Source organism: Paenibacillus sp. 22594 (assembly GCF_052044425.1).
Taxonomy (GTDB): Bacteria; Bacillota; Bacilli; order Paenibacillales; family Paenibacillaceae; genus Paenibacillus_AQ.
Genome location: NZ_JBQENA010000016.1, coordinates 42,963 through 68,497 on the forward strand (window position 1 = coordinate 42,963; position 25,535 = coordinate 68,497).

Annotated in this window: 42 protein-coding genes and 1 pseudogene; 41 read left to right on the forward strand and 2 right to left on the reverse strand. The window is 45.9% G+C overall.

What is annotated here, in order from left to right; all coding sequences use genetic code 11:
• Positions 1 to 38 precede the first annotated feature (38 nt).
• From ACTJKB_RS29330 to tuf, 5 genes are all read left to right on the forward strand, one after another.
• Entirely contained in the window at positions 39 to 290 is a 252-nt protein-coding gene (locus ACTJKB_RS29330) for a ribosomal L7Ae/L30e/S12e/Gadd45 family protein (protein ID WP_020427076.1), read from the forward strand.
• A 133-nt stretch (positions 291 to 423) separates the two neighbouring features.
• Positions 424 to 843, forward strand: a complete 420-nt coding sequence (gene rpsL, locus ACTJKB_RS29335) for a 30S ribosomal protein S12 (protein WP_020427075.1) — start codon at positions 424 to 426, stop codon at positions 841 to 843.
• Positions 844 to 888: 45 nt separating this feature from the next.
• Positions 889 to 1,359 (forward strand): 30S ribosomal protein S7, encoded by a 471-nt coding sequence (rpsG, locus tag ACTJKB_RS29340; RefSeq protein WP_020427074.1) that lies wholly within the window; start codon positions 889 to 891, stop codon positions 1,357 to 1,359.
• Between the two features lie 48 nt (positions 1,360 to 1,407).
• On the forward strand, positions 1,408 to 3,486 hold the full coding sequence (gene fusA / locus ACTJKB_RS29345) for an elongation factor G (RefSeq protein WP_440837814.1): 2,079 nt from the start codon (positions 1,408 to 1,410) through the stop codon (positions 3,484 to 3,486).
• 108 nt (positions 3,487 to 3,594) lie between these two features.
• On the forward strand, positions 3,595 to 4,785 hold the full coding sequence (gene tuf / locus ACTJKB_RS29350; protein WP_039298612.1) for an elongation factor Tu: 1,191 nt from the start codon (positions 3,595 to 3,597) through the stop codon (positions 4,783 to 4,785).
• Between the two features lie 127 nt (positions 4,786 to 4,912).
• On the opposite strand, the gene ACTJKB_RS29355 is transcribed toward tuf, so the two are convergent.
• On the reverse strand, positions 4,913 to 5,254 hold the full coding sequence (locus ACTJKB_RS29355) for a cupin domain-containing protein (protein WP_440837815.1): 342 nt from the start codon (positions 5,252 to 5,254) through the stop codon (positions 4,913 to 4,915).
• Between the two features lie 36 nt (positions 5,255 to 5,290).
• The gene (locus tag ACTJKB_RS29360) at positions 5,291 to 5,743 is read right to left on the reverse strand and encodes a V4R domain-containing protein (protein WP_440837816.1); all 453 of its coding nucleotides are present in this window, start codon (positions 5,741 to 5,743) and stop codon (positions 5,291 to 5,293) included.
• 170 nt (positions 5,744 to 5,913) lie between these two features.
• Between ACTJKB_RS29360 and ACTJKB_RS29365 the strand changes: the two genes are divergently transcribed.
• From ACTJKB_RS29365 to ACTJKB_RS29540, 36 genes and pseudogenes are all read left to right on the forward strand, one after another.
• Positions 5,914 to 6,624 carry a Crp/Fnr family transcriptional regulator gene (locus ACTJKB_RS29365; protein WP_074113290.1) on the forward strand — a complete coding sequence of 237 codons (711 nt, stop codon included), beginning with the start codon at positions 5,914 to 5,916 and terminating at the stop codon, positions 6,622 to 6,624.
• Between the two features lie 612 nt (positions 6,625 to 7,236).
• A complete protein-coding gene (gene rpsJ, locus ACTJKB_RS29370; protein ID WP_017692074.1) occupies positions 7,237 to 7,545 on the forward strand; it encodes a 30S ribosomal protein S10 in 309 nt (102 codons plus the stop codon).
• Positions 7,546 to 7,587: 42 nt separating this feature from the next.
• The gene (gene rplC / locus ACTJKB_RS29375; protein WP_036721840.1) at positions 7,588 to 8,211 is read left to right on the forward strand and encodes a 50S ribosomal protein L3; all 624 of its coding nucleotides are present in this window, start codon (positions 7,588 to 7,590) and stop codon (positions 8,209 to 8,211) included.
• A gap of 25 nt (positions 8,212 to 8,236) precedes the next feature.
• Entirely contained in the window at positions 8,237 to 8,860 is a 624-nt protein-coding gene (gene rplD / locus ACTJKB_RS29380; RefSeq protein WP_440837817.1) for a 50S ribosomal protein L4, read from the forward strand.
• On the forward strand, positions 8,860 to 9,153 hold the full coding sequence (rplW, locus tag ACTJKB_RS29385) for a 50S ribosomal protein L23 (RefSeq protein WP_039298634.1): 294 nt from the start codon (positions 8,860 to 8,862) through the stop codon (positions 9,151 to 9,153). Before rplD ends, rplW begins: the two co-directional genes overlap by 1 nt.
• A gap of 28 nt (positions 9,154 to 9,181) precedes the next feature.
• Positions 9,182 to 10,012 (forward strand): 50S ribosomal protein L2, encoded by an 831-nt coding sequence (gene rplB, locus ACTJKB_RS29390; RefSeq protein ID WP_074086528.1) that lies wholly within the window; start codon positions 9,182 to 9,184, stop codon positions 10,010 to 10,012.
• A 76-nt stretch (positions 10,013 to 10,088) separates the two neighbouring features.
• Positions 10,089 to 10,367 carry a 30S ribosomal protein S19 gene (gene rpsS / locus ACTJKB_RS29395; RefSeq protein WP_039298640.1) on the forward strand — a complete coding sequence of 93 codons (279 nt, stop codon included), beginning with the start codon at positions 10,089 to 10,091 and terminating at the stop codon, positions 10,365 to 10,367.
• Between the two features lie 31 nt (positions 10,368 to 10,398).
• Positions 10,399 to 10,731, forward strand: coding sequence for a 50S ribosomal protein L22 (rplV, locus tag ACTJKB_RS29400; RefSeq protein WP_154970576.1), 333 nt, complete (start codon positions 10,399 to 10,401; stop codon positions 10,729 to 10,731).
• Positions 10,732 to 10,744: 13 nt separating this feature from the next.
• A complete protein-coding gene (gene rpsC, locus ACTJKB_RS29405) occupies positions 10,745 to 11,410 on the forward strand; it encodes a 30S ribosomal protein S3 (protein ID WP_074086529.1) in 666 nt (221 codons plus the stop codon).
• A 2-nt stretch (positions 11,411 to 11,412) separates the two neighbouring features.
• Positions 11,413 to 11,847: a 50S ribosomal protein L16 gene (rplP, locus tag ACTJKB_RS29410; RefSeq protein ID WP_020427064.1), complete on the forward strand. Its 435-nt coding sequence runs from the start codon at positions 11,413 to 11,415 to the stop codon at positions 11,845 to 11,847.
• The gene (gene rpmC / locus ACTJKB_RS29415; RefSeq protein ID WP_019908232.1) at positions 11,837 to 12,034 is read left to right on the forward strand and encodes a 50S ribosomal protein L29; all 198 of its coding nucleotides are present in this window, start codon (positions 11,837 to 11,839) and stop codon (positions 12,032 to 12,034) included. Before rplP ends, rpmC begins: the two co-directional genes overlap by 11 nt.
• A gap of 43 nt (positions 12,035 to 12,077) precedes the next feature.
• Positions 12,078 to 12,344 (forward strand): 30S ribosomal protein S17, encoded by a 267-nt coding sequence (gene rpsQ, locus ACTJKB_RS29420; RefSeq protein ID WP_020427063.1) that lies wholly within the window; start codon positions 12,078 to 12,080, stop codon positions 12,342 to 12,344.
• 39 nt (positions 12,345 to 12,383) lie between these two features.
• Entirely contained in the window at positions 12,384 to 12,752 is a 369-nt protein-coding gene (gene rplN / locus ACTJKB_RS29425) for a 50S ribosomal protein L14 (protein WP_019908234.1), read from the forward strand.
• A 38-nt stretch (positions 12,753 to 12,790) separates the two neighbouring features.
• A complete protein-coding gene (gene rplX, locus ACTJKB_RS29430) occupies positions 12,791 to 13,144 on the forward strand; it encodes a 50S ribosomal protein L24 (protein ID WP_019908235.1) in 354 nt (117 codons plus the stop codon).
• A 30-nt stretch (positions 13,145 to 13,174) separates the two neighbouring features.
• Positions 13,175 to 13,717 (forward strand): 50S ribosomal protein L5, encoded by a 543-nt coding sequence (gene rplE / locus ACTJKB_RS29435; RefSeq protein WP_074086530.1) that lies wholly within the window; start codon positions 13,175 to 13,177, stop codon positions 13,715 to 13,717.
• Between the two features lie 48 nt (positions 13,718 to 13,765).
• Positions 13,766 to 13,951 carry a type Z 30S ribosomal protein S14 gene (locus ACTJKB_RS29440; protein ID WP_036589425.1) on the forward strand — a complete coding sequence of 62 codons (186 nt, stop codon included), beginning with the start codon at positions 13,766 to 13,768 and terminating at the stop codon, positions 13,949 to 13,951.
• A 32-nt stretch (positions 13,952 to 13,983) separates the two neighbouring features.
• Positions 13,984 to 14,382, forward strand: coding sequence for a 30S ribosomal protein S8 (rpsH, locus tag ACTJKB_RS29445; protein WP_019908239.1), 399 nt, complete (start codon positions 13,984 to 13,986; stop codon positions 14,380 to 14,382).
• Between the two features lie 30 nt (positions 14,383 to 14,412).
• Positions 14,413 to 14,955 carry a 50S ribosomal protein L6 gene (rplF, locus tag ACTJKB_RS29450; RefSeq protein ID WP_025706584.1) on the forward strand — a complete coding sequence of 181 codons (543 nt, stop codon included), beginning with the start codon at positions 14,413 to 14,415 and terminating at the stop codon, positions 14,953 to 14,955.
• 84 nt (positions 14,956 to 15,039) lie between these two features.
• Complete coding sequence (rplR, locus tag ACTJKB_RS29455; protein ID WP_074086531.1) at positions 15,040 to 15,408, forward strand: 50S ribosomal protein L18; 369 nt, start codon at positions 15,040 to 15,042, stop codon at positions 15,406 to 15,408.
• Positions 15,409 to 15,434: 26 nt separating this feature from the next.
• The gene (gene rpsE, locus ACTJKB_RS29460; protein WP_036652980.1) at positions 15,435 to 15,932 is read left to right on the forward strand and encodes a 30S ribosomal protein S5; all 498 of its coding nucleotides are present in this window, start codon (positions 15,435 to 15,437) and stop codon (positions 15,930 to 15,932) included.
• 14 nt (positions 15,933 to 15,946) lie between these two features.
• Entirely contained in the window at positions 15,947 to 16,132 is a 186-nt protein-coding gene (gene rpmD / locus ACTJKB_RS29465; protein WP_019908243.1) for a 50S ribosomal protein L30, read from the forward strand.
• Between the two features lie 40 nt (positions 16,133 to 16,172).
• A complete protein-coding gene (gene rplO / locus ACTJKB_RS29470) occupies positions 16,173 to 16,613 on the forward strand; it encodes a 50S ribosomal protein L15 (protein WP_020427058.1) in 441 nt (146 codons plus the stop codon).
• Positions 16,613 to 17,911, forward strand: coding sequence for a preprotein translocase subunit SecY (gene secY / locus ACTJKB_RS29475; RefSeq protein WP_206102159.1), 1,299 nt, complete (start codon positions 16,613 to 16,615; stop codon positions 17,909 to 17,911). Before rplO ends, secY begins: the two co-directional genes overlap by 1 nt.
• Before the next feature lie 97 nt (positions 17,912 to 18,008).
• On the forward strand, positions 18,009 to 18,653 hold the full coding sequence (locus tag ACTJKB_RS29480; RefSeq protein ID WP_074086533.1) for an adenylate kinase: 645 nt from the start codon (positions 18,009 to 18,011) through the stop codon (positions 18,651 to 18,653).
• Between the two features lie 4 nt (positions 18,654 to 18,657).
• Positions 18,658 to 19,399, forward strand: a pseudogene (map, locus tag ACTJKB_RS29485) (type I methionyl aminopeptidase).
• Between the two features lie 11 nt (positions 19,400 to 19,410).
• Positions 19,411 to 19,719 carry a hypothetical protein gene (locus ACTJKB_RS29490; protein ID WP_440837818.1) on the forward strand — a complete coding sequence of 103 codons (309 nt, stop codon included), beginning with the start codon at positions 19,411 to 19,413 and terminating at the stop codon, positions 19,717 to 19,719.
• Positions 19,720 to 19,721: 2 nt separating this feature from the next.
• Positions 19,722 to 19,937 (forward strand): translation initiation factor IF-1, encoded by a 216-nt coding sequence (gene infA, locus ACTJKB_RS29495; protein WP_018753971.1) that lies wholly within the window; start codon positions 19,722 to 19,724, stop codon positions 19,935 to 19,937.
• Between the two features lie 53 nt (positions 19,938 to 19,990).
• Complete coding sequence (rpmJ, locus tag ACTJKB_RS29500) at positions 19,991 to 20,104, forward strand: 50S ribosomal protein L36 (protein WP_003322638.1); 114 nt, start codon at positions 19,991 to 19,993, stop codon at positions 20,102 to 20,104.
• A gap of 19 nt (positions 20,105 to 20,123) precedes the next feature.
• Positions 20,124 to 20,492: a 30S ribosomal protein S13 gene (gene rpsM / locus ACTJKB_RS29505; RefSeq protein WP_440837819.1), complete on the forward strand. Its 369-nt coding sequence runs from the start codon at positions 20,124 to 20,126 to the stop codon at positions 20,490 to 20,492.
• Between the two features lie 19 nt (positions 20,493 to 20,511).
• On the forward strand, positions 20,512 to 20,907 hold the full coding sequence (rpsK, locus tag ACTJKB_RS29510) for a 30S ribosomal protein S11 (protein WP_020427052.1): 396 nt from the start codon (positions 20,512 to 20,514) through the stop codon (positions 20,905 to 20,907).
• 131 nt (positions 20,908 to 21,038) lie between these two features.
• Positions 21,039 to 21,983, forward strand: coding sequence for a DNA-directed RNA polymerase subunit alpha (locus tag ACTJKB_RS29515; RefSeq protein WP_025706576.1), 945 nt, complete (start codon positions 21,039 to 21,041; stop codon positions 21,981 to 21,983).
• 34 nt (positions 21,984 to 22,017) lie between these two features.
• A complete protein-coding gene (gene rplQ / locus ACTJKB_RS29520) occupies positions 22,018 to 22,383 on the forward strand; it encodes a 50S ribosomal protein L17 (RefSeq protein ID WP_019908254.1) in 366 nt (121 codons plus the stop codon).
• A 223-nt stretch (positions 22,384 to 22,606) separates the two neighbouring features.
• Positions 22,607 to 23,386 (forward strand): tRNA pseudouridine(38-40) synthase TruA, encoded by a 780-nt coding sequence (gene truA / locus ACTJKB_RS29525; protein WP_440837820.1) that lies wholly within the window; start codon positions 22,607 to 22,609, stop codon positions 23,384 to 23,386.
• Between the two features lie 233 nt (positions 23,387 to 23,619).
• Positions 23,620 to 24,057: a 50S ribosomal protein L13 gene (gene rplM, locus ACTJKB_RS29530; protein ID WP_074086537.1), complete on the forward strand. Its 438-nt coding sequence runs from the start codon at positions 23,620 to 23,622 to the stop codon at positions 24,055 to 24,057.
• A 20-nt stretch (positions 24,058 to 24,077) separates the two neighbouring features.
• On the forward strand, positions 24,078 to 24,470 hold the full coding sequence (gene rpsI, locus ACTJKB_RS29535; RefSeq protein ID WP_042140127.1) for a 30S ribosomal protein S9: 393 nt from the start codon (positions 24,078 to 24,080) through the stop codon (positions 24,468 to 24,470).
• A 363-nt stretch (positions 24,471 to 24,833) separates the two neighbouring features.
• Positions 24,834 to 25,526 (forward strand): phosphoadenylyl-sulfate reductase, encoded by a 693-nt coding sequence (locus ACTJKB_RS29540; RefSeq protein ID WP_440837821.1) that lies wholly within the window; start codon positions 24,834 to 24,836, stop codon positions 25,524 to 25,526.
• Positions 25,527 to 25,535 lie beyond the last annotated feature (9 nt).

Below are 25,535 nucleotides of genomic sequence, written 5' to 3' on the forward strand. Positions count from 1 at the left end.
GCCTTGTTATTCTTGTTCATTGGAGGTAATCATATATTATGACTGATGATATGGGATTGCAGGATGCTCAGGTCAAGATCGGTACCAAACAAACCGTCAAGGCGGTAGAGTTGGGCCAAGCCGCAGAAGTCTATGTGGCGGAGGACGGAGATCAACGGCTTACTTCCAGAATTGTTATGCTTTGCAACAAACAAGGCGTGAAGATCACTTATGTGGATACCATGCTGAACTTGGGCAAAGCCTGCGGTATAGAAGTTGGTGCTGCTATGGCAGCCGTCTTAAAACAATAGCAAGGAAATTGTTTTTGTACCGGGGGTACACTCCGGCGGCAAAGACTTTTCATTTGTCTTTTTATGAACCGCCTGGGTCTGTGGACTTAATGTTCGTAAATGGATTATCATTTCAGGAAGGGGGTGGCACAACATGCCAACTATTAATCAACTGGTTCGTAAAGGCCGTCAAGCCAAAATCGAAAAGTCCAAATCTCCCGCTCTGCAAAAAGGGTTCAACGCCCTGAAGCGTGAGGCTACAAACTTGAGCGCTCCGCAAAAACGCGGTGTATGTACTCGTGTAGGCACAATGACACCACGTAAACCAAACTCCGCACTTCGTAAGTATGCCCGTGTTCGTTTGACGAACCGTCTTGAGGTGACTGCTTACATTCCGGGGATCGGACATAACCTTCAAGAGCACAGCGTAGTATTGCTGCGCGGAGGTAAAGTTAAGGACCTTGCAGGAGTTCGTTACCACATCGTACGTGGCGCTCTGGATACTGCAGGCGTAGCTAACCGGATGCAAGCTCGCTCGAAATATGGTGCGAAACGTCCTAAGGCTAAGAAATAAGATTGCAATACCTGAATAATAAACATTTAAGAAAGGGGGATATCCATGCCACGCAAAGGTCCAGTTACTAAGAGAGATGTATTGCCAGATCCATTGTATAATAGCAAGTTGGTTACTCGTTTGATCAACCGTATTATGCTGGGTGGTAAAAGAGGTGTCGCTCAAAGCATTTTGTACAATTCGTTTAAATTGATCCAAGAACGTACGGGCAAAGAACCGATGGAAGTTTTCGAAGCAGCCATCAAGAATATCATGCCGGTATTGGAAGTAAAGGCTCGTCGTGTCGGCGGTGCTAACTACCAAGTGCCTATCGAGGTTAAACCTGAGAGACGTACTGCTCTAGGATTACGTTGGCTCGTGAACTACTCACGCAACCGCGGTGAGAAGACTATGGAAGAGCGTTTGGCGGCTGAGATTATCGATGCTTCCAACAACACAGGCGCTTCCGTTAAGAAACGCGAAGACACGCACAAAATGGCTGAAGCGAACAAAGCGTTTGCTCACTACCGCTGGTAGGATCTAAAGCCGTTCAAATAACTTATATTTTGAAGGGAGACCCATTTCATGGCAAGAGAGTTCTCCTTAAAAAATACACGTAATATCGGGATCATGGCACATATTGATGCTGGTAAGACTACTACCACTGAGCGGATTCTTTTCTACACAGGCCGTACGCACAAAATCGGTGAAGTTCACGAGGGTGCAGCTACAATGGACTGGATGGAACAAGAACAAGAGCGCGGAATCACCATTACTTCCGCCGCTACAACTGCTGCGTGGAAGGGTCACCGCATCAATATCATTGATACCCCTGGGCACGTTGACTTCACTGTTGAAGTTGAACGTTCCCTTCGTGTATTGGATGGAGCAGTAGGTGTTTTCAGTGCGAAAGAGGGCGTTGAGCCGCAGTCTGAAACTGTATGGAGACAGGCTGACCGGTATGGCGTTCCCCGTATCGCATATGTTAACAAAATGGATATCATCGGTGCGGACTTCCTTAACGTTGTAGAAAGCATGCGTGATCGCTTGCAAGCTAATGCAGTTGCAATTCAACTGCCAATTGGCGCCGAAAACGACTTCGTGGGTATTATTGACCTGGTTGAGCAAAAAGCTCATATCTTTAAAGATGATCTTGGTCAAAACATCGAAGTAACGGAAATTCCGGCTGATTATCTGGAACAAGTTGAGACTCTGCGTCTTGAGTTAATCGAGAAAGTAGCAGAACTTGACGAAGATCTGACTATGAAGTACCTGGAAGGCGAAGAAATCACAGTTGATGAAATCAAAGCTGCACTGCGCAAAGGCGTATGTGACGTTAAGATCTTCCCTGTAATTGTTGGATCCTCCTACCGCAACAAAGGTGTTCAGCTGATGATGGACGCTGTTGTAGATTACTTGCCATCTCCTCTGGATGTACCTGCTATTCAAGGTCATCTGGATGACGGTACTGAAGCGGTTCGTCACTCTTCGGATGAAGAACCATTCTCAGCGCTGGCATTTAAAATTATGACAGACCCTTATGTTGGTAAACTTACGTTCTTCCGTGTATACTCTGGTGTACTGGAATCTGGTTCTTATGTAGTGAACGCTACTAAGAACAAACGTGAGCGTATCGGCCGTATCCTGCAAATGCATGCGAACAGCCGCCAAGAGATTTCCATCGTTTACTCCGGTGATATCGCGGCTGCTGTTGGTCTGAAAGACACAAGTACAGGCGATACCCTCTGTGATGAAAAACATCCGGTAATTCTGGAGTCGATGAACTTCCCTGATCCGGTTATTGAAATCGCAGTTGAACCAAAAACCAAAGCTGACCAGGACAAATTGGGCGTTGCTCTCGGTAAGTTGACTGAAGAGGATCCAACTCTTCGTGCACATACTGATGAAGAAACAGGACAAACCATTCTGGCAGGTATGGGTGAGCTTCACCTTGATATTATCATCGACCGTATGCGCCGCGAATTCAAAGTAGAAACCAACGTGGGTAAACCACAGGTTGCTTACCGCGAAACATTCAAAGCACCAGCACGCGTTGAAGGTAAATTCGTTCGCCAGTCCGGCGGTCGCGGTCAGTACGGTCACGTATGGGTTGAGTTTGAACCCCTCGAGCCAGGTACAGGCAGCAAATTCGAAAGTAAAGTTGTCGGTGGTTCTGTACCTAGAGAATACATCGCTCCTGCACTTGCCGGTATTGAAGAGCAAATGAAAAACGGCGTTCTTGCAGGCTTCCCGCTTGTAGACGTTAAGGCAACCATCGTAGATGGTTCTTATCATGATGTTGACTCCAACGAAATGGCGTTTAAAATTGCCGGCTCGATGGCACTCAAAGCGGCTAAAGAGAAGTGCAAACCTGTACTGCTCGAGCCAATCATGAAAGTGGAAGTAACTGTCCCTGAGGAATACATGGGCGATGTTATGGGTATGCTGAACTCCCGTCGCGGTAGAATCGAAGGTATGGATTCCCGTGGTGGAGCGCAAATTATTCGTGCAAAGGTACCTCTTTCCGAAATGTTCGGATACTCCACAACTCTCCGTTCCGGTACTCAAGGACGCGGTGTATTCTCAATGGAGCTTTCTCACTATGAAGAAGTTCCTAAATCCATTGCAGAAGAAATCGTATCCAAGAATAAAGGCGGAGAATAATCTCCATTTTTAACTTGCCGTCCGGATATCAACACTCAGTCATCTAGAATTACATGTTAGCGGGCGGCTCAAATATAAGGAACCCCACATTAAGGAGGAACTGTTCAAATGGCAAAGGCAAAGTTTGAACGTAACAAACCACACGTTAACATCGGTACCATTGGTCACGTCGACCATGGTAAAACGACTCTGACTGCTGCAATCACTACTGTATTGTCCAAAAAATACGGTGGCGCTGCTGTAGCATTCGACCAAATCGACAAAGCTCCTGAAGAACGCGAACGTGGTATCACTATTTCCACAGCTCACGTTGAATATGAAACTCCTAACCGTCACTACGCTCACGTAGACTGCCCTGGACACGCCGACTATGTTAAAAACATGATCACTGGCGCAGCGCAAATGGACGGAGCTATCCTGGTTGTATCCGCAGCTGACGGCCCTATGCCACAGACTCGTGAACACATCCTTCTGTCCCGTCAAGTAGGTGTTCCTTACATCGTCGTGTTCCTGAACAAATGCGACATGGTTGAAGACGAAGAGTTGCTTGAACTGGTTGAAATGGAAGTTCGTGACTTGCTGAGCGAATACGACTTCCCAGGTGATGATACTCCAATCATCCGTGGATCTGCTCGTGAAGCTCTGCAGAACCCTGAAGGCGAATATGCACAGAAGATCGTTGAAATGTTCGAAACGATTGACACGTACATCCCGCTTCCAGAACGTCAAACTGACAAGCCTTTCTTGATGCCTGTCGAAGATGTATTCTCCATCACTGGCCGCGGTACTGTGGCAACTGGTCGCGTAGAACGTGGAACAGTTAAAGTCGGAGAAGAAATCGAAATCGTTGGTATTCACGAAGAAAAGAAAAAATCCGTTGTTACAGGCGTTGAAATGTTCCGTAAATTGCTCGATTCCGCTCAAGCGGGCGACAACATCGGCGCATTGCTGCGTGGTGTAGACCGTAACATGATCGAGCGTGGCCAAGTATTGGCTAAGCCGAACTCCGTTAACCCACACACTGAGTTCACTGCTCAGATCTACGTTCTGACAAAAGAAGAAGGCGGACGTCACAAACCATTCTTCACTGGTTACCGTCCACAGTTCTACTTCCGTACAACTGACGTAACTGGCATTATCAACCTGCCAGAAGGTACTGAAATGGTTATGCCTGGTGACAACATCACTGTAACTGTTTCCCTGATCTCCCCAATCGCTATTGAAGAAGGTACTAAATTCTCCATTCGCGAAGGCGGACGTACAGTTGGTGCCGGTTCCGTAGCTTCTATCCAAAAATAATTCAGCTCTATCCGTAAGGATAGAACTGAACTACAAGAGCAGGGATTCTTCTAACGAAGAGTCCCTGTTTTTTTGCGCAAAAAAACTCTACCCCCAAATTGATTGAAAGTAGAGCCGGAACGATCTGTTATATCTCCTTAGAGTACATTGAACTAGGAGTTTTACTTAATACTACGTGCAGACTTGCGGGCTGGTCACTATTGTTTTTATAGGCAAATGATTCATCACCTGCAATATGCAGGATCTCTCCATCAGCAAAAGGATATTCAACGTCATTCACTTGAATGGTCCCTTCTCCTTTTATTGCTAGAATATAAACTTCGGATCCCGGGTGCTTATGGACAGGTAACTGCTGACCTGGCATGAAATTAAGCACGAAGACTAAGCTATCCCCTTTTTGAAAAAGAATTCTCTTTGTAAAACGTTCTTCCTGATATTGAATTGCATCTGCTATGATTTTTTTCTCCATGGTATTCCCTGCTTTCAATTATTTGATTTGTTGTAATTACAGTTTAACCTCATATTCACAGTGCTCATGGCCGGTTGCATTACATTTGATCTCTTTTACTGAGATTTTTCTTCCTAGTATTTTAGAGAGAGCTCCCTCCAGAATAGCTCCTTCCAAATCGCAAATCATTTTCTCCTCCGCAAGGGTGGGTAGACCTTTGCAGAAACAATCCTCGACTGCAATGTTTATTTTGTGTTCATCTGAATGAACTATTCGGGGGATTCCAATCTTAAGATCTTCGAATAGCAGAATCAGTTCCTCTATAGAGGTAGCAGGCAGGCTCTCGCCAATCTTCCTTCCTATAATTAGTGTGGTTCCTTTACCGCCAAGCGGTAAGCCTTGATTTAAGCCAATGAGACGAATCGTTCGAAATAGCTCCAGGGGAACCATATTCCCCAGGTGTGATCGATCCATCTTTTTCATATCATCGAAGGTGTATTGAAGCTTCATTCATTTCATCTCCTTCTTATTGTTCTCTCTCTATACTTTTATTCTGAGGGATGTGAAGAGAATATTCCTTGATCTGGATCAAGTTTTTTGAAATTTGTGCGGGTGGTCACTCGGTTCCCTTAGCATTCTTGATATGTTGAGAGAAAGTGAAGGAATAGGATGTGTGAACAATGAAATGTGATATTTGTGAATCGCTTTCCTGTGTCCGGGGAGTGCCAGTATTTCAAGCTCTTTCAGATGGGGAATTATCTGTAATTCAATCCATAATCGAATCCAATTACTACAATAAAGGGTACCAGGTATTCAGAGAAGGTGAGGAATCAGATGCATTGTTCGTGGTTAAAAGCGGCCTGATCAAATTAACTCAATGTAATGCAGAAGGAAAACAGCATGTAGTGCGATATCTTTTCCCGGGAGATTATTTCGGACAGTTTGCTTTACTGCATCATAAACAGAATAATTTCACTGCAGAAATTGTTGAGAGTGGGAGTATATGTCGGATGCGGCGCAAGGATTTCCTGCCCCTGTTAGAACAGAACGCTTCACTGGCATTCAGTTTTCTTATGTCAATGAGCGAGCAACTGCAGCAGGCGGAAGAGACGGCAGGAGTTATGCATATGTTTGAGGTGGAGAAAAGGCTTGCGAGACTTCTAGTAAAGCTTGCACATGGAAATAAATCGGGGGAAGTCAACACAGTCCAGAGTCAAGTCATACATTTACCCTCAGCAAAAAAAGAAATCGCAGCTATGATTGGAACAACTGCGGAAACATTAAGCCGAAAACTGCGCAAATTAATAGGCGTTAATATAATTACCTTACGAAACAGAAGAGTGGAGATCATTGATATGGACTCACTTTTACGGATCGGGGGATATAAATAAAGCTGAGTCGGATTTCATTATTGTTGAATAATATATGAGAGATTGAAACCGAAATAGTGTCTTTTCCAGATTATTAACACAATTAGTTATTCAAACCGTACCCAAGCTGCTAGATTACTGAATTTAGCTTTTGGGCACAAAGCTATGAGCATCGATACTAATGCGGCTGTAGAGCTGCTGGTGGAGTGTAGCGATGAAGTAGACAATACCATGCCATAGTACTGTTCCGTCTGCTCCAGAGTCTCAGGGAATGACAATGAAGGACATGTACACTTACATAGCTTTAGATCGGATCAATCTGTTTTATGAGAGCAGAATCCAGGTAGGTTAGATGCAGGAAATTGTGACCGTAAAAGAGATTAAAATATAGATTTGGAACATCGAAATGCCTATATTATAGAAAGAAACAGTGGATGAAAAAATCATGAACTATTTTTGATTTTCACTTGCAATCTTTCCGTCTATTATATATAATAATAAATGTTGTTCTGAGACGTTGCGATGATGTGAGAGGTTACTGACACACCCGGCCCCTTTGCCATGAGGTCGACGTCAGAAAATTTTCACGGAGTATGTCCGATAATAAATTGGGCGATAGAAGGAGGGACTAAAATGGCAAAGCAAAAAATTCGTATCCGCTTGAAAGCATACGACCACAGAATTCTTGATCAATCCGCAGAGAAAATCGTTGAAACAGCAAAACGTTCGGGTGCTGGTGTATCCGGGCCGATTCCGTTGCCAACTGAGAAGCAAATCATTACTATTCTCCGTGCGGTACACAAGTACAAGGATTCCCGTGAACAGTTTGAACAACGGACTCACAAACGTTTGATCGATATTGTGAACCCAACACCACAAACTGTGGATGCCTTGATGCGCTTGGATCTACCGTCCGGTGTAGATATCGAAATCAAATTGTAATACTATCATTGAGTAATTAAGAAAAGAAAAGAGGTGTCAACATTGAAAGGTATCTTAGGAAAAAAACTCGGTATGACTCAAGTGTTTACTCCAGAAGGTAATGTAATTGCCGTTTCGGTAATCGAAGCTGGACCTTGTGTGGTACTGCAAAAGAAAGACCTGAATATCGACGGATATGAAGCAGTGCAGTTGGGCTTTTCCGATAAGAAGGAAAGTCGCTCTAACAAGCCTGAACAGGGTCACGCCAAAAAGGCAAATGCAACACCTAAGCGCTACGTTCGCGAAATTCGCGGTGTTGACCTCGGGTCACTCGAGGTTGGACAAGAGCTTAAGGCTGACATCTTCGCAGAAGGCGAATTTGTTGACGTAACAGGTACTTCGAAGGGTAAGGGTTTCCAGGGTAACATCAAACGCTGGGGACAAAGCCGCGGACCAATGGCACACGGATCGCGCTACCACAGAAGACCGGGCTCCATGGGTTCCATTCAAGCTAACCGTGTTCCTAAGGGTAAACGCCTGCCAGGACATATGGGTCACACGACTGTGACGGTTCAAAAGCTTGAGATCATCCGAGTTGACGTAGAACGTAATGTATTGCTGGTTAAAGGCGCGATTCCGGGCCCTAAAAACAGCTTCGTGAAAGTTAAACAAACCGTTAAGAAATAATTTCTGAAGAAAGGAGGAACATGAAATGCCAAAAGTAACACTTTTTAATATTAGTGGTAACGAAGTTGGCGAAGTTGAACTGAGTGATTCAGTTTTCGGTATCGAACCGAACGTACATGTGCTGCATGAAGCTGCACTTATGCAAAGAGCTTCCCTTCGTCGTGGTACACACAAAGTAAAAGGACGTTCTGAAGTGCGTGGCGGCGGACGTAAGCCTTGGAAACAAAAAGGTACAGGTCGTGCTCGTCAAGGCTCCATTCGTTCACCACAATGGAAAGGCGGCGGCGTAGTCTTCGGACCGACACCACGCAGCTATTCCTGGAAATTGCCTAAGAAGGTTCGTCGCTTGGCCATCAAATCCGCGTTGTCCTCGAAAGTGCTCGAGAACGACATCATCGTATTGGATAGCTTGACTATGAATGCTCCAAAGACGAAAGAATTCGCAGCGATTCTGAATAACCTTAAAGTGGGCAGCAAAGCTCTGATCGTAGCTCCTAGCTATGATGACAATGTAGCACTTTCCGCTCGTAACATCCCTGGGGTGAAATTCGTAGCGGCTGACGGCATCAATGTTCTTGACGTACTGACGTACGACAAACTGATCATCACTAAAGAAGCAGTTCTGAAGGTAGAGGAGGTGTTCGCGTAATGAAAGATCCGCGTGATATTATCAAGCGTCCGGTGATTACGGAACGCACATCCGAATACATGAGCGAATTGAAATACGCTTTTGAAGTGGATATCCGTTCTAACAAGACCGAAATCAAAAAAGCTGTTGAAGCTATTTTTAAAGTTAAAGTTGTTAGTGTGAACACAATGCGTGTGCCTGGTAAACTGAAACGTTACGGCAAATATTCTGGTTATACTCCAGAGTGGAAAAAAGCCATCGTTAAGCTTAGCCCGGACAGCAAACCGCTTGAATTCTTTGAAGCGGTAGAATAAAACTCTGTGAAGTAAGGAGGGAACTATAGTGCCAATCAAAAAGTACAAACCGACCTCTCCGGCAAGACGCGGCATGTCCGTGTCTACGTTTGAAGAAATCACAACAAACCAGCCAGAGAAATCGTTGCTTGCGCCGCTGAGCAAAAAAGCGGGACGTAACAACCAAGGTAAAATTACGGTTCGTCACCATGGCGGCGGACACAAACGTAAATATCGTATCATCGATTTCAAACGGACTAAAGACGGCATACCAGGTAGCGTTGCTACGATCGAGTATGACCCGAACCGTACTTCCAACATTGCTTTGATCCACTATGCAGATGGAGAGAAACGTTACATTATCGCTCCTAAAGGTCTGAAAGTTGGGGATAAAGTTGAGTCCGGCCCTGCAGCCGACATCAAAGTTGGTAACAGCCTTCCTCTGGAAAACATTCCGGTAGGTACAATTATCCACAACATTGAGTTGAAACCAGGCAAAGGCGGACAATTGGTTCGTGCTGCTGGTACTGAAGCTCAGTTGCTGGGTAAGGAAGAAAAATACGTATCCGTTCGTTTGAACTCCGGTGAAGTACGCAGAATCCTCAGCGTATGCCGCGCAACGATTGGTTCCGTGGGTAACGAAGATCACGAACTGATCAAAATCGGTAAAGCCGGACGCAGTCGCTGGCTTGGCCAACGTCCAGAAGTACGCGGTGTTGTAATGAACCCGAACGATCACCCACACGGTGGTGGTGAAGGCCGCGCTCCTATCGGACGGAAATCGCCTATGTCTCCTTGGGGTAAACCAACCCTCGGCTACAAAACGCGTAAGAAAAACAAGGCATCTGATAAATATATCGTTCGCCGCCGCACAAAATAAGACGCTTCTGATAAGTTAGCTTAACGCGAAGCGTCGATTCGCGGTTTGAAGAACCGGATGAAGGGAGGATTCACACATGGGTCGCAGTTTAAAGAAGGGGCCGTTTATTGATGGCTACCTGCTGAAAAAAGTTGAGGATTTGAACGAGGCTGATAAAAAAGTAGTAGTTAAAACCTGGTCCCGTCGCTCAACCATTTTCCCTCAGTTTATCGGACATACGTTTGGTGTATATGACGGCCGCAAACACGTGCCTGTATACGTAACGGAAGATATGGTAGGTCACAAGTTGGGCGAGTTCGCGCCAACACGTACTTACAAAGGCCACGCGGGTGACGATAAGAAAACCAGAAGATAATTAACGTCTTCGTTTGAGAGGAGGGAAAACAATGGAAGCAAAAGCACATGCTAGATCGGTGCGGATTTCCGCTCGCAAAGCGAAACTGGTTATTGACTTGATTCGCGGCAAGCAAGTGGGGGAAGCAATTGCAATTCTTCGCCACACTCCAAAATCCGCTTCTCCGGTAGTTGAGAAACTGCTTAACTCGGCGATCGCCAATGCTGAGCACAACTACTCTATGGACGTGAACAGTTTGTTCGTTAGCGAAGTTTTCGTTAACCAGGGTCCTACTATGAAACGTTTCCGTCCGCGCGCCATGGGCCGCGCAAGCCGGATCAATAAACGTACCAGCCACATTACTTTGGTGGTATCTGAGAAATAAGGAGGGATAACACGTGGGTCAAAAGGTAAATCCAGTCGGACTCCGAATCGGTATTATTCGCGATTGGGAATCAAAATGGTATGCAGGCAAAGATTTCGGTACTCTTTTAATGGAAGACGTCAAAATCCGGGAATACCTTAAAGGCAAGTTGAAGGATTCCTCTGTTTCCCGCATCGAGATCGAAAGAGCGGCAAGCCGAGTGAACGTTACAATTCACACTGCTAAGCCAGGTATGGTAATTGGTAAAGGCGGAGCAGAAGTAGAAGTACTTCGCAGCGCAGTTACAGCAATTGCTGGCGGCAAAAAGGTTCACATCAACATCAACGAAATTAAGCACCCTGAATTGGATGCTATTCTTGTTGCTGAAAGCATTGCACAACAATTGGAGCGTCGTGTATCGTTCCGTCGTGCTCTGAAACAAGCGATTCAAAGAACTATGCGTTCCGGCGCAAAAGGAATCAAAACTCAAGTTGGCGGACGTCTTGGCGGCGCTGAGATTGCCCGTTCAGAAGGTTATAGCGAAGGAACAGTTCCACTTCATACGCTTCGTGCCGATATCGATTACGGAACGGCTGAAGCACATACTACTTACGGCCGTATCGGCGTGAAAGTATGGATCTACCGTGGAGAAGTTCTTCCCCCAGCTAAGAAACAAGCTGCTCAGGAAGGAGGCAACTAATCATGTTGGTACCAAAACGCGTTAAACACCGCAAGCAACAACGTGGTCACATGAAGGGTATGGCAAAAGGCGGTACGGAACTTAACTTCGGCGAATTCGGCCTGCAAGCTCTGGAACCATCTTGGATCACTAACCGTCAGATCGAAGCTGCCCGTATTGCAATGACACGTTACATCAAACGTGGTGGTCAGGTTTGGATCAAAATTTTCCCAGATAAGCCTATTACTCAAAAGCCTCTTGAGGTTCGTATGGGTAGTGGTAAAGGTAACGTTGAAAAATGGGTAGCCGTAGTTAAACCGGGTAAGATTATGTTCGAACTCGGAGGCGTGTCGGAAGAAATCGCTCGTGAAGCGATGCGTCTTGCCGCTCACAAGCTGCCTGTAAAGACTAAGTTTGTGAAACGTGAAGAATTGGGTGGTGAAGCAAATGAAAGCTAATGAACTTCGCAACTTAACCACTGCCGAGATTGAACAGAAGATCGCTGGTTTCAAAGAAGAACTCTTCAATCTCCGTTTTCAATTGGCAACTGGCCAACTGGATAACCCGACTCGGATTCGTGATGTGCGCAAGGAAATAGCTCGTGCTAAAACCGTTATCCATCAAAGAGTACTTGGGATCAGTTAAGTGACGGCGGATTCTTAATCCGTAATCAGGAAGGAGGCTAACTATGAGCGAAGAACGTAATGCACGTAAAGTGCTGATCGGTAAAGTAGTCAGCGACAAAATGGATAAAACCATCGTAATTGCTGTTGAAACCTATAAAAAGCACAATCTGTATCACAAACGCATCAAGTCCACGAAGAAATTCAAGGCACATGATGAAGAGAATGTTGCAAAAATCGGTGATATCGTTAAAGTCATGGAAACTCGTCCGTTGTCTAAGGACAAACGCTGGAGACTTGTTGAAGTGGTAGAAGCAGCGGTTATCATTTAAGACGACCTATGAAGCTTGATCGGAAGGAGGAAATTAATAATGATTCAACCATTTACACGTTTGCATGTGGCTGATAACTCTGGTGCGAAGGAACTGATGTGTATCCGCGTACTGGGTGGTACTGGACGCCGTACAGCAGCAATCGGTGATTTGATCGTTTGTTCCGTTAAACAAGCAACACCAGGCGGCGTTGTCAAAAAGGGTGATGTTGTTAAAGCGGTAGTTGTACGTACCAAACGTTCCGTTCGCCGTAAAGATGGATCTTACATCGCATTCGACGAAAATGCAGCTGTTGTTGTAAAAGACGACAGAAGCCCGCGCGGAACACGTATCTTCGGACCAGTTGCTCGCGAACTTCGCGATAAAGACTACATGAAGATCGTTTCCTTGGCACCGGAAGTAATCTAAAGGAAATGTCCCAAAAAGTGTCATAGGAGGTGTAATAAATGCCTAGAGTGAAAAAAGTTCTGGAATCCCATAACAATAAACTGCACGTGAAAAAAGATGATGTGGTACTTGTGATCAGCGGGAAAGACAAAGGTAAAAAAGGCCGTGTCATCGCTGCTTATCCTCGTGAAAACCGCGTCCTGGTAGAAGGCGTGAACATGGTGAAAAAACACCAGAAGCCGAACCAGTTGAATCCACAAGGTGGAATCATTGAGCAAGAAGCTTCGATTCATGTGTCCAACGTAATGCACATTGATCCGAAGAGCGGTAAAGTTACCCGTATTGGTTATAAAGTGCTCGATAACGGTAAGAAGGTTCGGGTAGCTAAAAGATCCGGAGAGATTATCGACTAATACAGTCCTAAAGAAAGGAGGTAAATCTTCATGGCGGCAAGAATGAAAGAACGTTTTCTGAATGAAATTACACCTGCTTTGATGCAGAAGTTCAACTATACGACTGTTATGCAAGTACCTAAGATCGAGAAGATCGTCATCAACATGGGTGTGGGTGACGCTGTTCAAAACTCCAAAGTACTTGATGCTGCAGTTAACGATATGCAACTGATCGCTGGTCAAAAGCCGGTAATCACCAAAGCAAAGAAATCTATCGCCGGTTTCAAACTGCGCGAAAACATGCCGATCGGGGTTAAAGTAACATTGCGCGGAGATCGCATGTATTACTTCCTGGACAAATTGCTTAACGTAACACTTCCACGCGTACGTGACTTCCGTGGGGTTTCGACTAAATCATTTGACGGTCGCGGTAACTATACACTTGGTCTTAAGGATCAATTGATTTTCCCCGAAATCGAATATGATAAAGTAGATAAAGCGCGCGGTATGGACATCGTTATTGTAACGACTGCTAAGACGGATGAGGAATCCCGTGAGCTTCTGACTCAGCTGGGAATGCCTTTCACAAAATAAGGACGGTTCATCCATTTCTCCGAAAATGTTTAGGAGGTGTCAGGCTAAGTGGCAAAAACTTCAATGAAAGTTAAACAACAACGCGAGCCCAAGTTCAAAGTACGTGCATACACACGTTGCGAGCGTTGCGGTCGTCCACATTCGGTACTGCAAAAGTTCAAAATTTGCAGAATTTGTTTCCGTGAGTTAGCTTATAAAGGCCAGATTCCTGGCGTGAAAAAAGCAAGTTGGTAAGAAGTTTATAAACGGGAAGGAGGTTTACACACATGACTATGTCTGATCCTATCGCAGATATGCTTACTCGTATTCGTAACGCCAACACTGTGCGTCACGAGACAGTAGAAATGCCTGCTTCGACAATGAAAAAACAAATCGCGGACATTCTGAAGCGTGAAGGTTTCATCCGTGACGCTGAATTCGTTGAAGACAGCAAACAAGGGATTATCCGTATCTTCTTGAAATACGGCCCGAACCAGGAGCGCGTTATCTCCGGTCTAAAAAGAATCAGTAAACCAGGCCTTCGCGTTTACACGAAGAGCAATGAAGTGCCTCGTGTACTCGGCGGCCTTGGAATCGCGATTATCTCCACATCTAAGGGAGTTATGACCGACAAAGAAGCTCGTCAATCTAAATCTGGCGGAGAAGTTGTCTGCTACATTTGGTAATAAACGTCACAAGATAAGGAGGTGCAACACATGTCTCGTATTGGTCGCAAACCAATCGCAGTACCTAGCGGTGTAGATGTCACTTTGGACAACACCGTTATTACAGTAAAAGGTCCTAAAGGCACTTTGACTCGTGAGCTTCATAAAGACATGAAGGTTACAGTTGAAAATAACGAAATCACCGTTGTTCGCCCGTCGGACAACAAATTGCATCGTTCACTTCACGGCACAACCCGCTCCGTTGTCAACAACATGGTTAGTGGTGTGACTGAAGGTTTCTCGAAATCTCTGGAGCTGGTTGGGGTCGGATATCGTGCAAGCAAATCCGGAGATAAAATCGTACTGAACGTTGGTTACTCCCACCCGGTTGAAATTACACCAGAAGCGGGTATCGAGTTCGAAGTTCCTGCGAACACGAAGATCATCGTTAAGGGCATCGATAAAGAACGCGTTGGCGCTTATGCTGCCAAAATCCGTTCCGTACGCGAACCTGAACCGTACAAAGGTAAAGGTATCAAATATGAAGGCGAGCGTATCATCCGCAAGGAAGGTAAAGCCGGTAAGAAGAAATAACCGGTTTGATCTTAATTGTAAGATACCCCGTGCATCTTAAAGTGAAGCTGTTTACGGCAAACTGAAGGGAGTGAAAGGGAAGTCATGATTACAAAAGAGGATAAAAACAAGGCCCGTCTCAAAAGACACCTGCGTGTTCGTAAGAAAATTCAGGGGACTGCTGAGCGTCCACGTTTGAATGTGTTCCGTTCGTCGAAACACATCTACGCTCAACTGATCGATGACGTGTCAGGCGTTACTATCGTATCTGCCTCGACACTCGATAAAGATCTGAGCGCTAACATCGGAAATGGCGGCAGCGTTGAAGCTGCGAGCAAAGTAGGTCAATTGATCGCTGAGCGTGCCAAAGAAAAAGGATATGCTGTGGTTGTATTTGACCGCGGAGGATACTTGTACCATGGACGGATTCAAGCTTTGGCTAACGCAGCTCGCGAAGCCGGTCTTGAATTCTAGAATATTTCTAAAAGGAGGTTAACGACTTGCGTGTAGATCCGAACAGTTTAGAGCTGACAGAAAGAGTTGTACACATTAACCGTGTTGCAAAAGTTGTAAAAGGCGGACGCCGTTTCAGCTTTAGTGCACTTGTTGTTGTGGGCGACGGCAACGGCTACGTCGGTGCTGGTATCGGTAAAGCCGGCGAAGTTCCGGATGCCATCCGTAAAGGCATTGAAGACGCCAAGAAAAACCTGATTCACATTCCAATCGTAGGAACTTCGATTCCCCATCTGGTTACTGGACATTTCGGCGCAGGACGCGTGCTGCTGAAACCAGCATCGGAAGGTACTGGAGTTATTGCCGGTGGTCCTGTTCGTGCGGTATTGGAATTGGCAGGCGTTGGCGACATCTTGACAAAATCTTTGGGTTCTTCGAATTCCATGAACATGGTCAATGCAACTTTGGAGGGACTTTCCCGTCTGAAACGCATTGAAGAGGTCGCGAAACTTCGCGGCAAATCTGTCGAAGAATTGCGCGGTTAAGGAGGGGAACGTCAATGGCAAAATTGCAAATTACCCTCGTACGCAGCGTAATCGGACGTCCAGAAACACAACGTGTTACTGTTAAGACGCTCGGCCTGCGTAAAACCAACTCGTCCGTGGTCCACAATGACACTCCTGCAATTCGCGGAATGATCAATAAAGTGAGCCACTTGTTATCCGTTACTGAAATTGAAGGCTAAACGCCTCTCATAAATTAACAAATATAAGGAGGTGCAAACGATGAAGTTACATGAACTTGCTCCAGCTCCTGGTTCACGCAAAGAACGCAACCGCGTTGGTCGTGGTCCTAGTAGTGGGAACGGTAAAACTTCCGGCCGCGGTCATAAAGGGCAAAACTCCCGTTCCGGCGGCGGTGTTCGTCCGGGCTTCGAGGGTGGACAAAACCCACTCTATCGTCGTCTGCCTAAACGTGGTTTCATCAATCCTACCCGTAAAGAGTATGCGATTGTGAACCTGGAAGATCTGAATAGCTTTGCTGAAGGAACTGAAGTGACTCCACAGTTGCTTATTGAAACTGGTGTTGTCAAGAATTCCAAAAGCGGCATTAAGATTCTCGGTAATGGCGAACTAGCCGTTAAATTGACTGTACAAGCAAATAAGTTCTCTCAATCTGCGGTAGAGAAAATCGAGGCTGCCGGCGGTAAAACCGAGGTGATCTAATGTTCAAGACGCTTAAGAATATATGGCATGTTGAAGATTTGCGCAAAAAGATCCTGTTTACCCTGTTCGTTCTGATCATTTACCGCATCGGTTCGTTTGTACCGGTTCCCGGTGTGAACAAAGAAGTACTGGAATCAACAAATCAGAGCGGGGACGCTTTGATGGGTCTTTTAAACACCTTCTCGGGCGGAGCGCTCAAAAACTTCTCTATCTTTGCGATCAGTATTTACCCGTACATTACTGCATCTATCATTGTGCAATTGCTCTCGATGGATGTAATTCCTAAGTTTGCCGAATGGGCTAAACAAGGGGAGCACGGAAAAAAACAACTGGCGCAAATTACCCGTTACGGCACCGTAGTACTCGGTTTGATTCAAGCTTTTGCTACATCAATCGGGTTTAACCGGATATATGGCACTGAGATGATTCCAAATGCAACCTTTGCGGATTACCTGCTTATCGCGATCATATTGACGGCTGGTACATCATTCCTGATGTGGCTGGGTGAGCAGATTACAGAAAAGGGAATAGGAAACGGGATTTCGATCCTGATTTTTGCGGGCATCGTCGCCGCCATCCCGGGATATATTACCACTACGGCACAATCAAGCTTTATTCAGCCGGATCAGGTGTTCCTGAATATTCTTAAAGTCGTTATTGTTCTGATCGTGATTGTAGCGATTATTACAGGGGTTATCTTTGTACAACAAGGTATCCGGAAAATCCCTGTACAATATGCTAAACGAGTGGTCGGTAACAAAATGTACGGTGGACAGAATACGCACATTCCGCTTAAAATCAATGCGGCAGGTGTAATTCCGGTTATCTTCGCCGTATCACTGCTTCAATTTCCAATTGTAATATCGAGCTTCTGGGCAAGTCATGAATGGGCTAAATGGGTTACTGCAAATCTTTACTATGATAAGCCGCTCGGCATGCTACTCTACGTGGTCATGATCATCGGATTTACGTTCTTCTATACGTTTGTTCAGATGAATCCGCAGCAAATGGCTGACAATATGAAGAAAAATGGTGGCTATATCCCAGGCATTCGTCCAGGTAAAGCGACTGAGAAATATTTGACCCGGGTAATGTCTCGTCTGACTATGTCAGGGGCGATTTTCCTGGCTCTGATCTCTGTCCTTCCGGTATTCTTTGGTAACTTGTCTGGTCTACCCCGTTCGGTCAAGATTGGTGGTACCTCACTGCTGATCGTAATTGGTGTAGCACTGGATACGATGAAGCAGATCGAGAGCCAATTGATCAAACGCCATTACAAAGGCTTCATCAATAAATAGTCGATAGGTTCCGGCGAAGCATAGACTCACAGACTTCCCGGCACCTATTGTGCTGTTTCTTGCTTGGTGGCGAACTTTTGGGGGGAGAAGAGAAATCGTGAACATTTTATTCATGGGCCCTCCTGGGGCAGGCAAGGGGACACAGGCTGCTGTAGTTGTAAAAGAGTTGGATATTCCTCATATTTCGACAGGCGATGCTTTCCGCTTGGCTATCAAGCAAGGTACTCCTGTTGGACTTAAGGCCAAATCTTATATCGATCAAGGTTTGCTTGTACCTGATGATGTGACCATTGGAATTGTTGAAGAACGGCTGCAGCAGTCCGATTGCGAAAAAGGTTTCTTATTGGATGGCTTTCCAAGAACCCTTTCGCAAGCGGAAGCGCTGGAAGATATCTTAAGCCGCTTGAATCGATCGTTGGATCATGTAATCAACTTGAATGTGGACCGTGGACTGTTGATGGCGCGTCTTACCGGACGCCGAATCTGTACTGTTTGCGGAACATCCTACCATTTGATTTTCAACCCGCCGAAGCAAGAAGGCATTTGCGACATTGATGGCGGTGCATTGTATCAACGTCCGGATGACAATGAAGAAAGTGTAGGCAAGCGTCTGGACGAGTATGACAATAAGACAGCGCCACTGCTTGCGTTTTATGACAATAAAGGTCTTTTGCGTCAGGTGAACGGGGAAAACGAAATCAATGTCGTTTCTTCCGAAATCGTATCTTTGCTGCGAGGTTAATGTAATGATTATTTGTAAATCCGAACAGGAACTTGCCTTCATGAGGGAAGCTGGTCGAATTGTTGCCGAGAGTCACCGTCTGATCGCTGAGGCCATTCAGCCTGGCATTACGACTGGAGAACTCGACAGAATCGCCGATCAATACATTCGCAGTCAAGGTGCTGTGCCGTCTTTCAAAGGTTACAACGGTTTTCCTGCCAGCATTTGCGCTTCAGTCAACGAACAATTAGTGCATGGATTTCCGGGTAAGCGAAAACTGGTTGAAGGCGATATCGTTACGCTGGACATTGGTGCAGAGTACCGCGGTTATCACGGTGATTCCGCCTGGACTTACGGGGTAGGCAGCATTTCCGAACAGGCTCAGCGTCTGCTGGATGTTACGGAAGGCTCCTTGTACGCGGGACTGGCGTTAGTCAAACCGGATGTGCGCTTGTTTACAATCTCCCATGCAATTCAACAATACATCGAGGATGCCGGATTCTCCGTCGTACGCGAGTATGTTGGCCATGGCATTGGGGCAGAACTGCATGAAGAACCGCAAATTCCGAATTATGGCATAGCGGACCGCGGACCACGTCTGAAACCGGGTATGGTGCTCGCGATTGAGCCGATGGTTAACGCAGGGGACAGATATGTCAGAACGCTGGAAGATAACTGGACGGTCGTTACGGTAGATGGTTCACTTTGAGCATACAGTAGCAGTTACACCGGACGGCATGGAAATTTTCACAAAACTGAATGCGTAGGTGATCTTCACGTGAATACTGGGAGCAGCCCGCAGATTGGTCAAATCGTGAGAATTCTCAAAGGCAAAGATGCCGGAGAGGCTGCCGTTGTTATCGCAGTTGTTGATAGCAGATTTGTATATATTGCCGATGGAGACAAACGCAAGTTTGATGCACCGAAGAAGAAGAATATTCAGCATTTGGAGCTCATACCCTTCATCAGCAGTGAGATTGTGAACAGTTTGGAAGAAACCGGCCGGGTAACGAACGGAAAGCTGCGTTTTGCAGTCATGAAGTATGGTACACCAGCTGGAAAAAGTGCTTATGAGAAAGGAGACTAACTGTGGCTAAGGAAGATGTCATTGAGGTGGAAGGTACGGTCATTGAACCGTTGCCGAATGCAACATTTAAGGTTGAGCTTGAGAACGGTCATCAAATACTTGCCCATGTGTCCGGGAAATTGCGGATGCACTTTATCCGTATCCTAACCGGAGACAAAGTGGTCGTGCAGTTATCGCCTTATGATTTATCAAAAGGTCGTATAACTTACCGTAAATAGATGGGAACTACAACAAAAGTTTTGCTTCGCAAAACTTTGAGGAGGTAATTAACATGAAGGTAAGACCTTCTGTAAAGCCCATTTGCGAAAAATGCAAAGTCATCCGCCGCAAAGGGACTGTTATGGTAATTTGCGAAAATCCGAAACACAAACAAAAACAAGGTTAAGAAGGGGGTGTAGCGTAAAATGGCTCGTATAGCTGGAGTGGATTTGCCACGTGATAAACGCGTTGAGATCGCCTTGACTTATATTTTCGGAATCGGTAAAACGACTTCCCAGAAAATTCTTAAAGAAACAGGCATTGACGTTAACACACGTGTCCGTGATTTGACGGAAGATGAAGTCAGCAAACTGCGTGAAACGATCGACAAAGAAGTTAAGGTTGAAGGTGACCTTCGTCGTGAAATTTCCTTGAATATTAAACGTCTTACTGAGATCGGCTGTTACCGCGGTGTTCGTCACCGTCGTGGATTGCCTGTTCGCGGTCAACGTACTAAAACGAATGCCCGTACCCGGAAAGGCCCGCGTCGTACGGTAGCAAACAAAAAGAAATAAGAAGAGGTGATAAGAGACAATGGCTAAACCGAAAAAAGTCGTACGTACTAAACGTCGCGACCGGAAAAATATCGAGTCTGGCGTGGCACACATCCGTTCCACGTTCAACAACACTATCGTTACGATCACGGACCCTCACGGAAATGCAATTTCCTGGGCAAGCTCCGGCGGTCAAGGATTTAAAGGTTCCCGTAAATCGACTCCATTTGCAGCGCAAATGGCAGCCGAAACTGCTGCAAAAGCAGCTATGGAACACGGCATGAAGTCCGTTGAAGTTATGGTTAAAGGACCGGGCGCGGGCCGCGAAGCAGCCATCCGTTCCCTTCAGGCCGCTGGCCTTGAAGTAAACCTCATTAAAGACGTAACTCCGGTTCCTCACAATGGATGCCGTCCGCCGAAGCGTCGCCGCGTATAGTGAAATCAGAATTGTGATTGTGGTATAATTCTGACGCATCTGCTAATAATAGGTGTTTAGGCATACTACATGATACACCTGATGGGGTGACAGTTTCATATAGGAGCGACGTTTGAAGGAGGGGTACACTCGTGATAGAAATCGAAAAGCCGAAGATTGAGACCGTAGAAGCCAATGATGAAGGAACCTATGGGAAATTCGTAGTTGAACCGCTGGAACGTGGATATGGCACGACTCTGGGGAACTCGCTTCGCCGGATCTTGCTTTCCTCCCTTCCGGGAGCCGCAGTGACTTCGGTCCAAATTGACGGCGTTCTGCATGAGTTCTCGACCGTTCCTGGCGTAATGGAAGATGTGACGGAAATCATTCTGAACCTTAAAGCTCTTTCCCTGAAAATCCATTCAGACGAAGAGAAAGTGTTCGAGATTGATGCTGAAGGTGAAGGCATCGTTACCGCAGGTGATATCCGTGCGGACAGCGATGTTGAGATCCTGAACCCGGATCTTCATATTGCAACGCTAGGACCTGGCGCGAGACTTCACATGCGAATTTTTGCAGGCCGTGGCCGCGGTTACGTCCAAGCGGACCGTAACAAGCGCGACGATCAGCCCATCGGAGTTATCCCGGTGGATTCCATCTATACGCCTATCTCCCGTGTGAATTATGGCATCGATAACACTCGTGTAGGTCAAGTGACCAACTACGACAAGTTGACGATGGAAATTTGGACGGATGGCAGTATCAGACCGGAAGAGGCTGTTAGCCTGGGAGCCAAAATTTTGAACGAGCACCTCGTTTTGTTCGTAGGTCTTACGGACGAGGCGAAAGACGCCGAAATTATGGTGGAAAAAGAAGAAGACAAAAAAGAAAAAGTGCTTGAGATGACAATCGAAGAGCTTGATCTTTCTGTGCGTTCTTACAACTGCCTCAAACGTGCCGGTATTAATACCGTGCAAGAGCTGACTACGAAAACTGAAGAAGATATGATGAAGGTTCGTAACCTGGGTCGCAAATCTTTGGAAGAAGTTCAAGAGAAGCTTGAGGAACTTGGTTTGGGACTCCGTACAGAAGAATAGCTGTCAGATTGCTTGAGTAAAGGAGGGAAAACAAATGGCATACCAAAAGTTGGGCCGTGATTCCAGTGCGCGTAAAGCATTGTTCCGGGACATGGTAACGGATCTGTTTCTTTATGAGCGTATCCAAACAACAGAAGCTAAAGCGAAAGAAGTTCGTTCTATCGCTGAAAAGCTGATCACTAAAGCGAAAAAGGGCGATCTTCATGCTCGTCGTCAAGTAGCAGCATTTGTCCGCCGTGAGACTGTAGACGGTGAACAGGATGCAATCCAAAAATTGTTCTCTGACATTGCTCCTCGTTACACAGAGCGTCCAGGCGGATACACACGTATCCTGAAGCTGGGACCTCGTCGTGGCGATGCTGCGCCTATGGTTTATCTTGAACTGGTAGACCGCGCGTAGGATCACAAGTTATGATTTCCGGATGTACCCCTTATCGCACATGCTCTTTTGTAGTATGGGCAGAGAAGTATTTAACGTTATTGTGCTGCAGGGGCATTTAAGCCCTGCCGTACAATATCCGCGGGAATCACCTTGTATAGAGTAGAAGGAGCTCCCGCCGGGGCTCTTTTTTTTTGAAAACGAATGGTGATGTAGTTTGGAACCGCTGAAAGGAAGAACGGAAATGCGTAATCTATTGATGAAGGTCAATTATGACGGTACCCGCTATGATGGCTTTCAGACCCAGCCTCAGGGCAATACGATACAGGACCATATTGAACATGCCATACTGCATCTGACCGGCGAGAAACTCAAAATAACGGGCTCAGGACGGACTGATGCAGGTGTTCATGCTTATGGCCAGCCGTTTAACTTTCTTACCTCTTCCAAGATCCCGTTAGAGCGTTGGTGCTTGGCCCTGAATGCTCGGCTGCCCCAGGATATTGTAGTCACTGAGGCACAGGAGGTACCGCTGGAGTTCCACTCCCGCAGAGGAGCTAAGCGCAAGACCTATCGGTATACAATTAACGGCAACCGGTTCCCGGATCCTTTCCAGCGGCGATGGCAGCATCATCATCCGGTAAAGCTTGATATCTTTGCAATGCAGCAAGGTCTAACTCATATTGTAGGTACCCATGATTTTACGTCGTTTGCATCAAGGAAATCTACGAAGACTTCACATGTCCGGACGATTTTTGAGGCGCATATGGAGCTTGACCTCAGTATGTGCCGGGACGGATCTGCAGACCAGGGTGTAATTCATACCTATATTACGGGCAGTGGCTTTCTACAGCATATGGTTCGTATTATTATGGGAACGCTGATTCATGTAGGAGAAGGAAAGATTCGTGCAGAGGCGGTTGCCGATATTCTTTCTGCCTGCGACCGTGCAGAAGCGGGGCCTACAGCTGTAGCTAAGGGATTAGCACTGTGGAGTGTGGAATATGACAAAGCAGGTAGCTAGATGTTCAGTGCATTTTTATTTATAAAATATTATGCGTTGAATATAAGAAATCACTTGCGCTAGTTATGTTTATGCTGTAATATAAAAGTTGTGTTTTCTTGATGGCTATCCCACAGCCCCGATCAAGAGAATGCCAACAAACAAGTTTTTCTTAACTCACATAATTGTAATCCAATGAGAAACAAGATATACGAAACAGATGATTTTCGTACGAGAACAAGGAGGAAACATTCATGCGTACCACCTATATGGCGAAGCCGAACGAAGTTGAACGCAATTGGCACATCATTGATGCCGAAGGCAAAACACTTGGTCGTTTGGCAAGCGAAGCCGCTGCTCTAATCCGTGGCAAACACAAACCGCAATTCACTCCACATGTTGATACTGGAGATTTCGTAATTGTTATCAACGCTGAGAAGATTCACCTGACCGGCAAGAAAATGCAAAACAAGAAATACTACCGTCACTCGATGCACCCAGGCGGTCTGAAGGTTACTGTTGCAGAAGACCTGATCAAAACCAGACCTGAGCGTATGATTGAATTCGCAGTTCACGGCATGATTCCTAAGACTCGTCAAGGGGATCACATGAAACTGAGACTCAAAGTATATGCTGGCGCTGAACATCCACATGCAGCACAAAAACCTGAAGTTTACGAACTTCGCGGATAAGAATAGAGGAGGACAGTTTCATGGCACAAGTACAATACTATGGGACAGGTCGTCGTAAACATTCGGTAGCACGTGTTCGCCTTGTACCGGGTGAAGGACGCATTGTCATTAACAAACGCGAGATGGACGAATATTTCGGTGTGGAAACACTGAAGATGATCGTAAGACAACCTTTGAACCTGACTGAAACTCTGGGCAACTACGATGTAATCGTTCTTGCACATGGTGGCGGCATTTCCGGTCAAGCTGGCGCAATTCGTCACGGGATTTCCCGTGCATTGCTCAAAGTTGACCCTGAGTATCGTGGAGCTTTGAAGAAAGCCGGCTTCCTGACTCGTGACCCACGTATGAAGGAACGTAAGAAATACGGCCTCAAAGCCGCTCGTCGTGCTCCACAGTTCTCGAAACGTTAATATTACAAAGAATTCAAGCCTCTGGCCCTTTGGGTCAGGGGCTTTTTTCTTCTTTTAATTCAATTCTCTGTCATCTAAAATACTCCAAAAACATTTCCCTGTTACACTATAACTATCCCGAGTTAGTATGTAATATTTCATGCCTGCCTTGGCTCTGCCGAATTTCGGTAGAGCCACTTTTTTCATCCAAAAACTCTTGAGAAACTGCGGGTTTTTATATGTATTCAAAACTTTCACCCAAAATGGATAAAACCATTGACTTCAGCCCTGAATGCCTTATACTATTCCATATAAGATTAGTTGGAATTAACGGATATTAATGTTTTAGTGTTTAATGAGATACCAGGATGGAGGAGTGTAATAATGAACTTACTGGAGAAAGAAGATTTAATCAGAGTTAAGGCCGAGGAATTAGAAAATGCAGCACCTGAGGAAATCATCCGCTGGGCCGTAGATACCTTTCCTAATATAACCTTTGCCTGCAGCTTCGGTGCTGAAGATGTAGTGCTCGTTGATATGCTGCAGAAAGTTAGTCCTTCAACAGACGTTTTTTATCTGGATACAGATTATCATTTCAAGGAAACGTATGAGACAAGAGATGTGATGGCTGAAAAATACGGAATGGAGTTTGTTCGCGTATCCCCACAAATTACACCGGAGGAACAGGCTGTTCAGTACGGTGAGGCACTATGGAATACCGACCCCAATCAATGCTGCGCGATCCGCAAGGTAGAACCGCTTACCCGGATTCTTTCACAGTATGATGCCTGGATTACAGGAATTCGCCGTGATCAGGCACCAACTCGCGCCAATTCCAAAAAAGTCGAATACGATAATAAGTTCGGTCTTGTTAAATTTAATCCGATTGCTAACTGGACCACAGAGGATGTATGGAACTATATCCGTGAGAATGATGTTGTGTATAACCCTTTACATGACCGCAATTTCCCGAGTATCGGCTGCGAGCAGTGCACACGGGCAGTAATGCCGGGCGAAGATCCACGTGCGGGAAGATGGTCTGGTTCGGACAAGACTGAATGCGGATTGCATAAATAAGGACAGAAT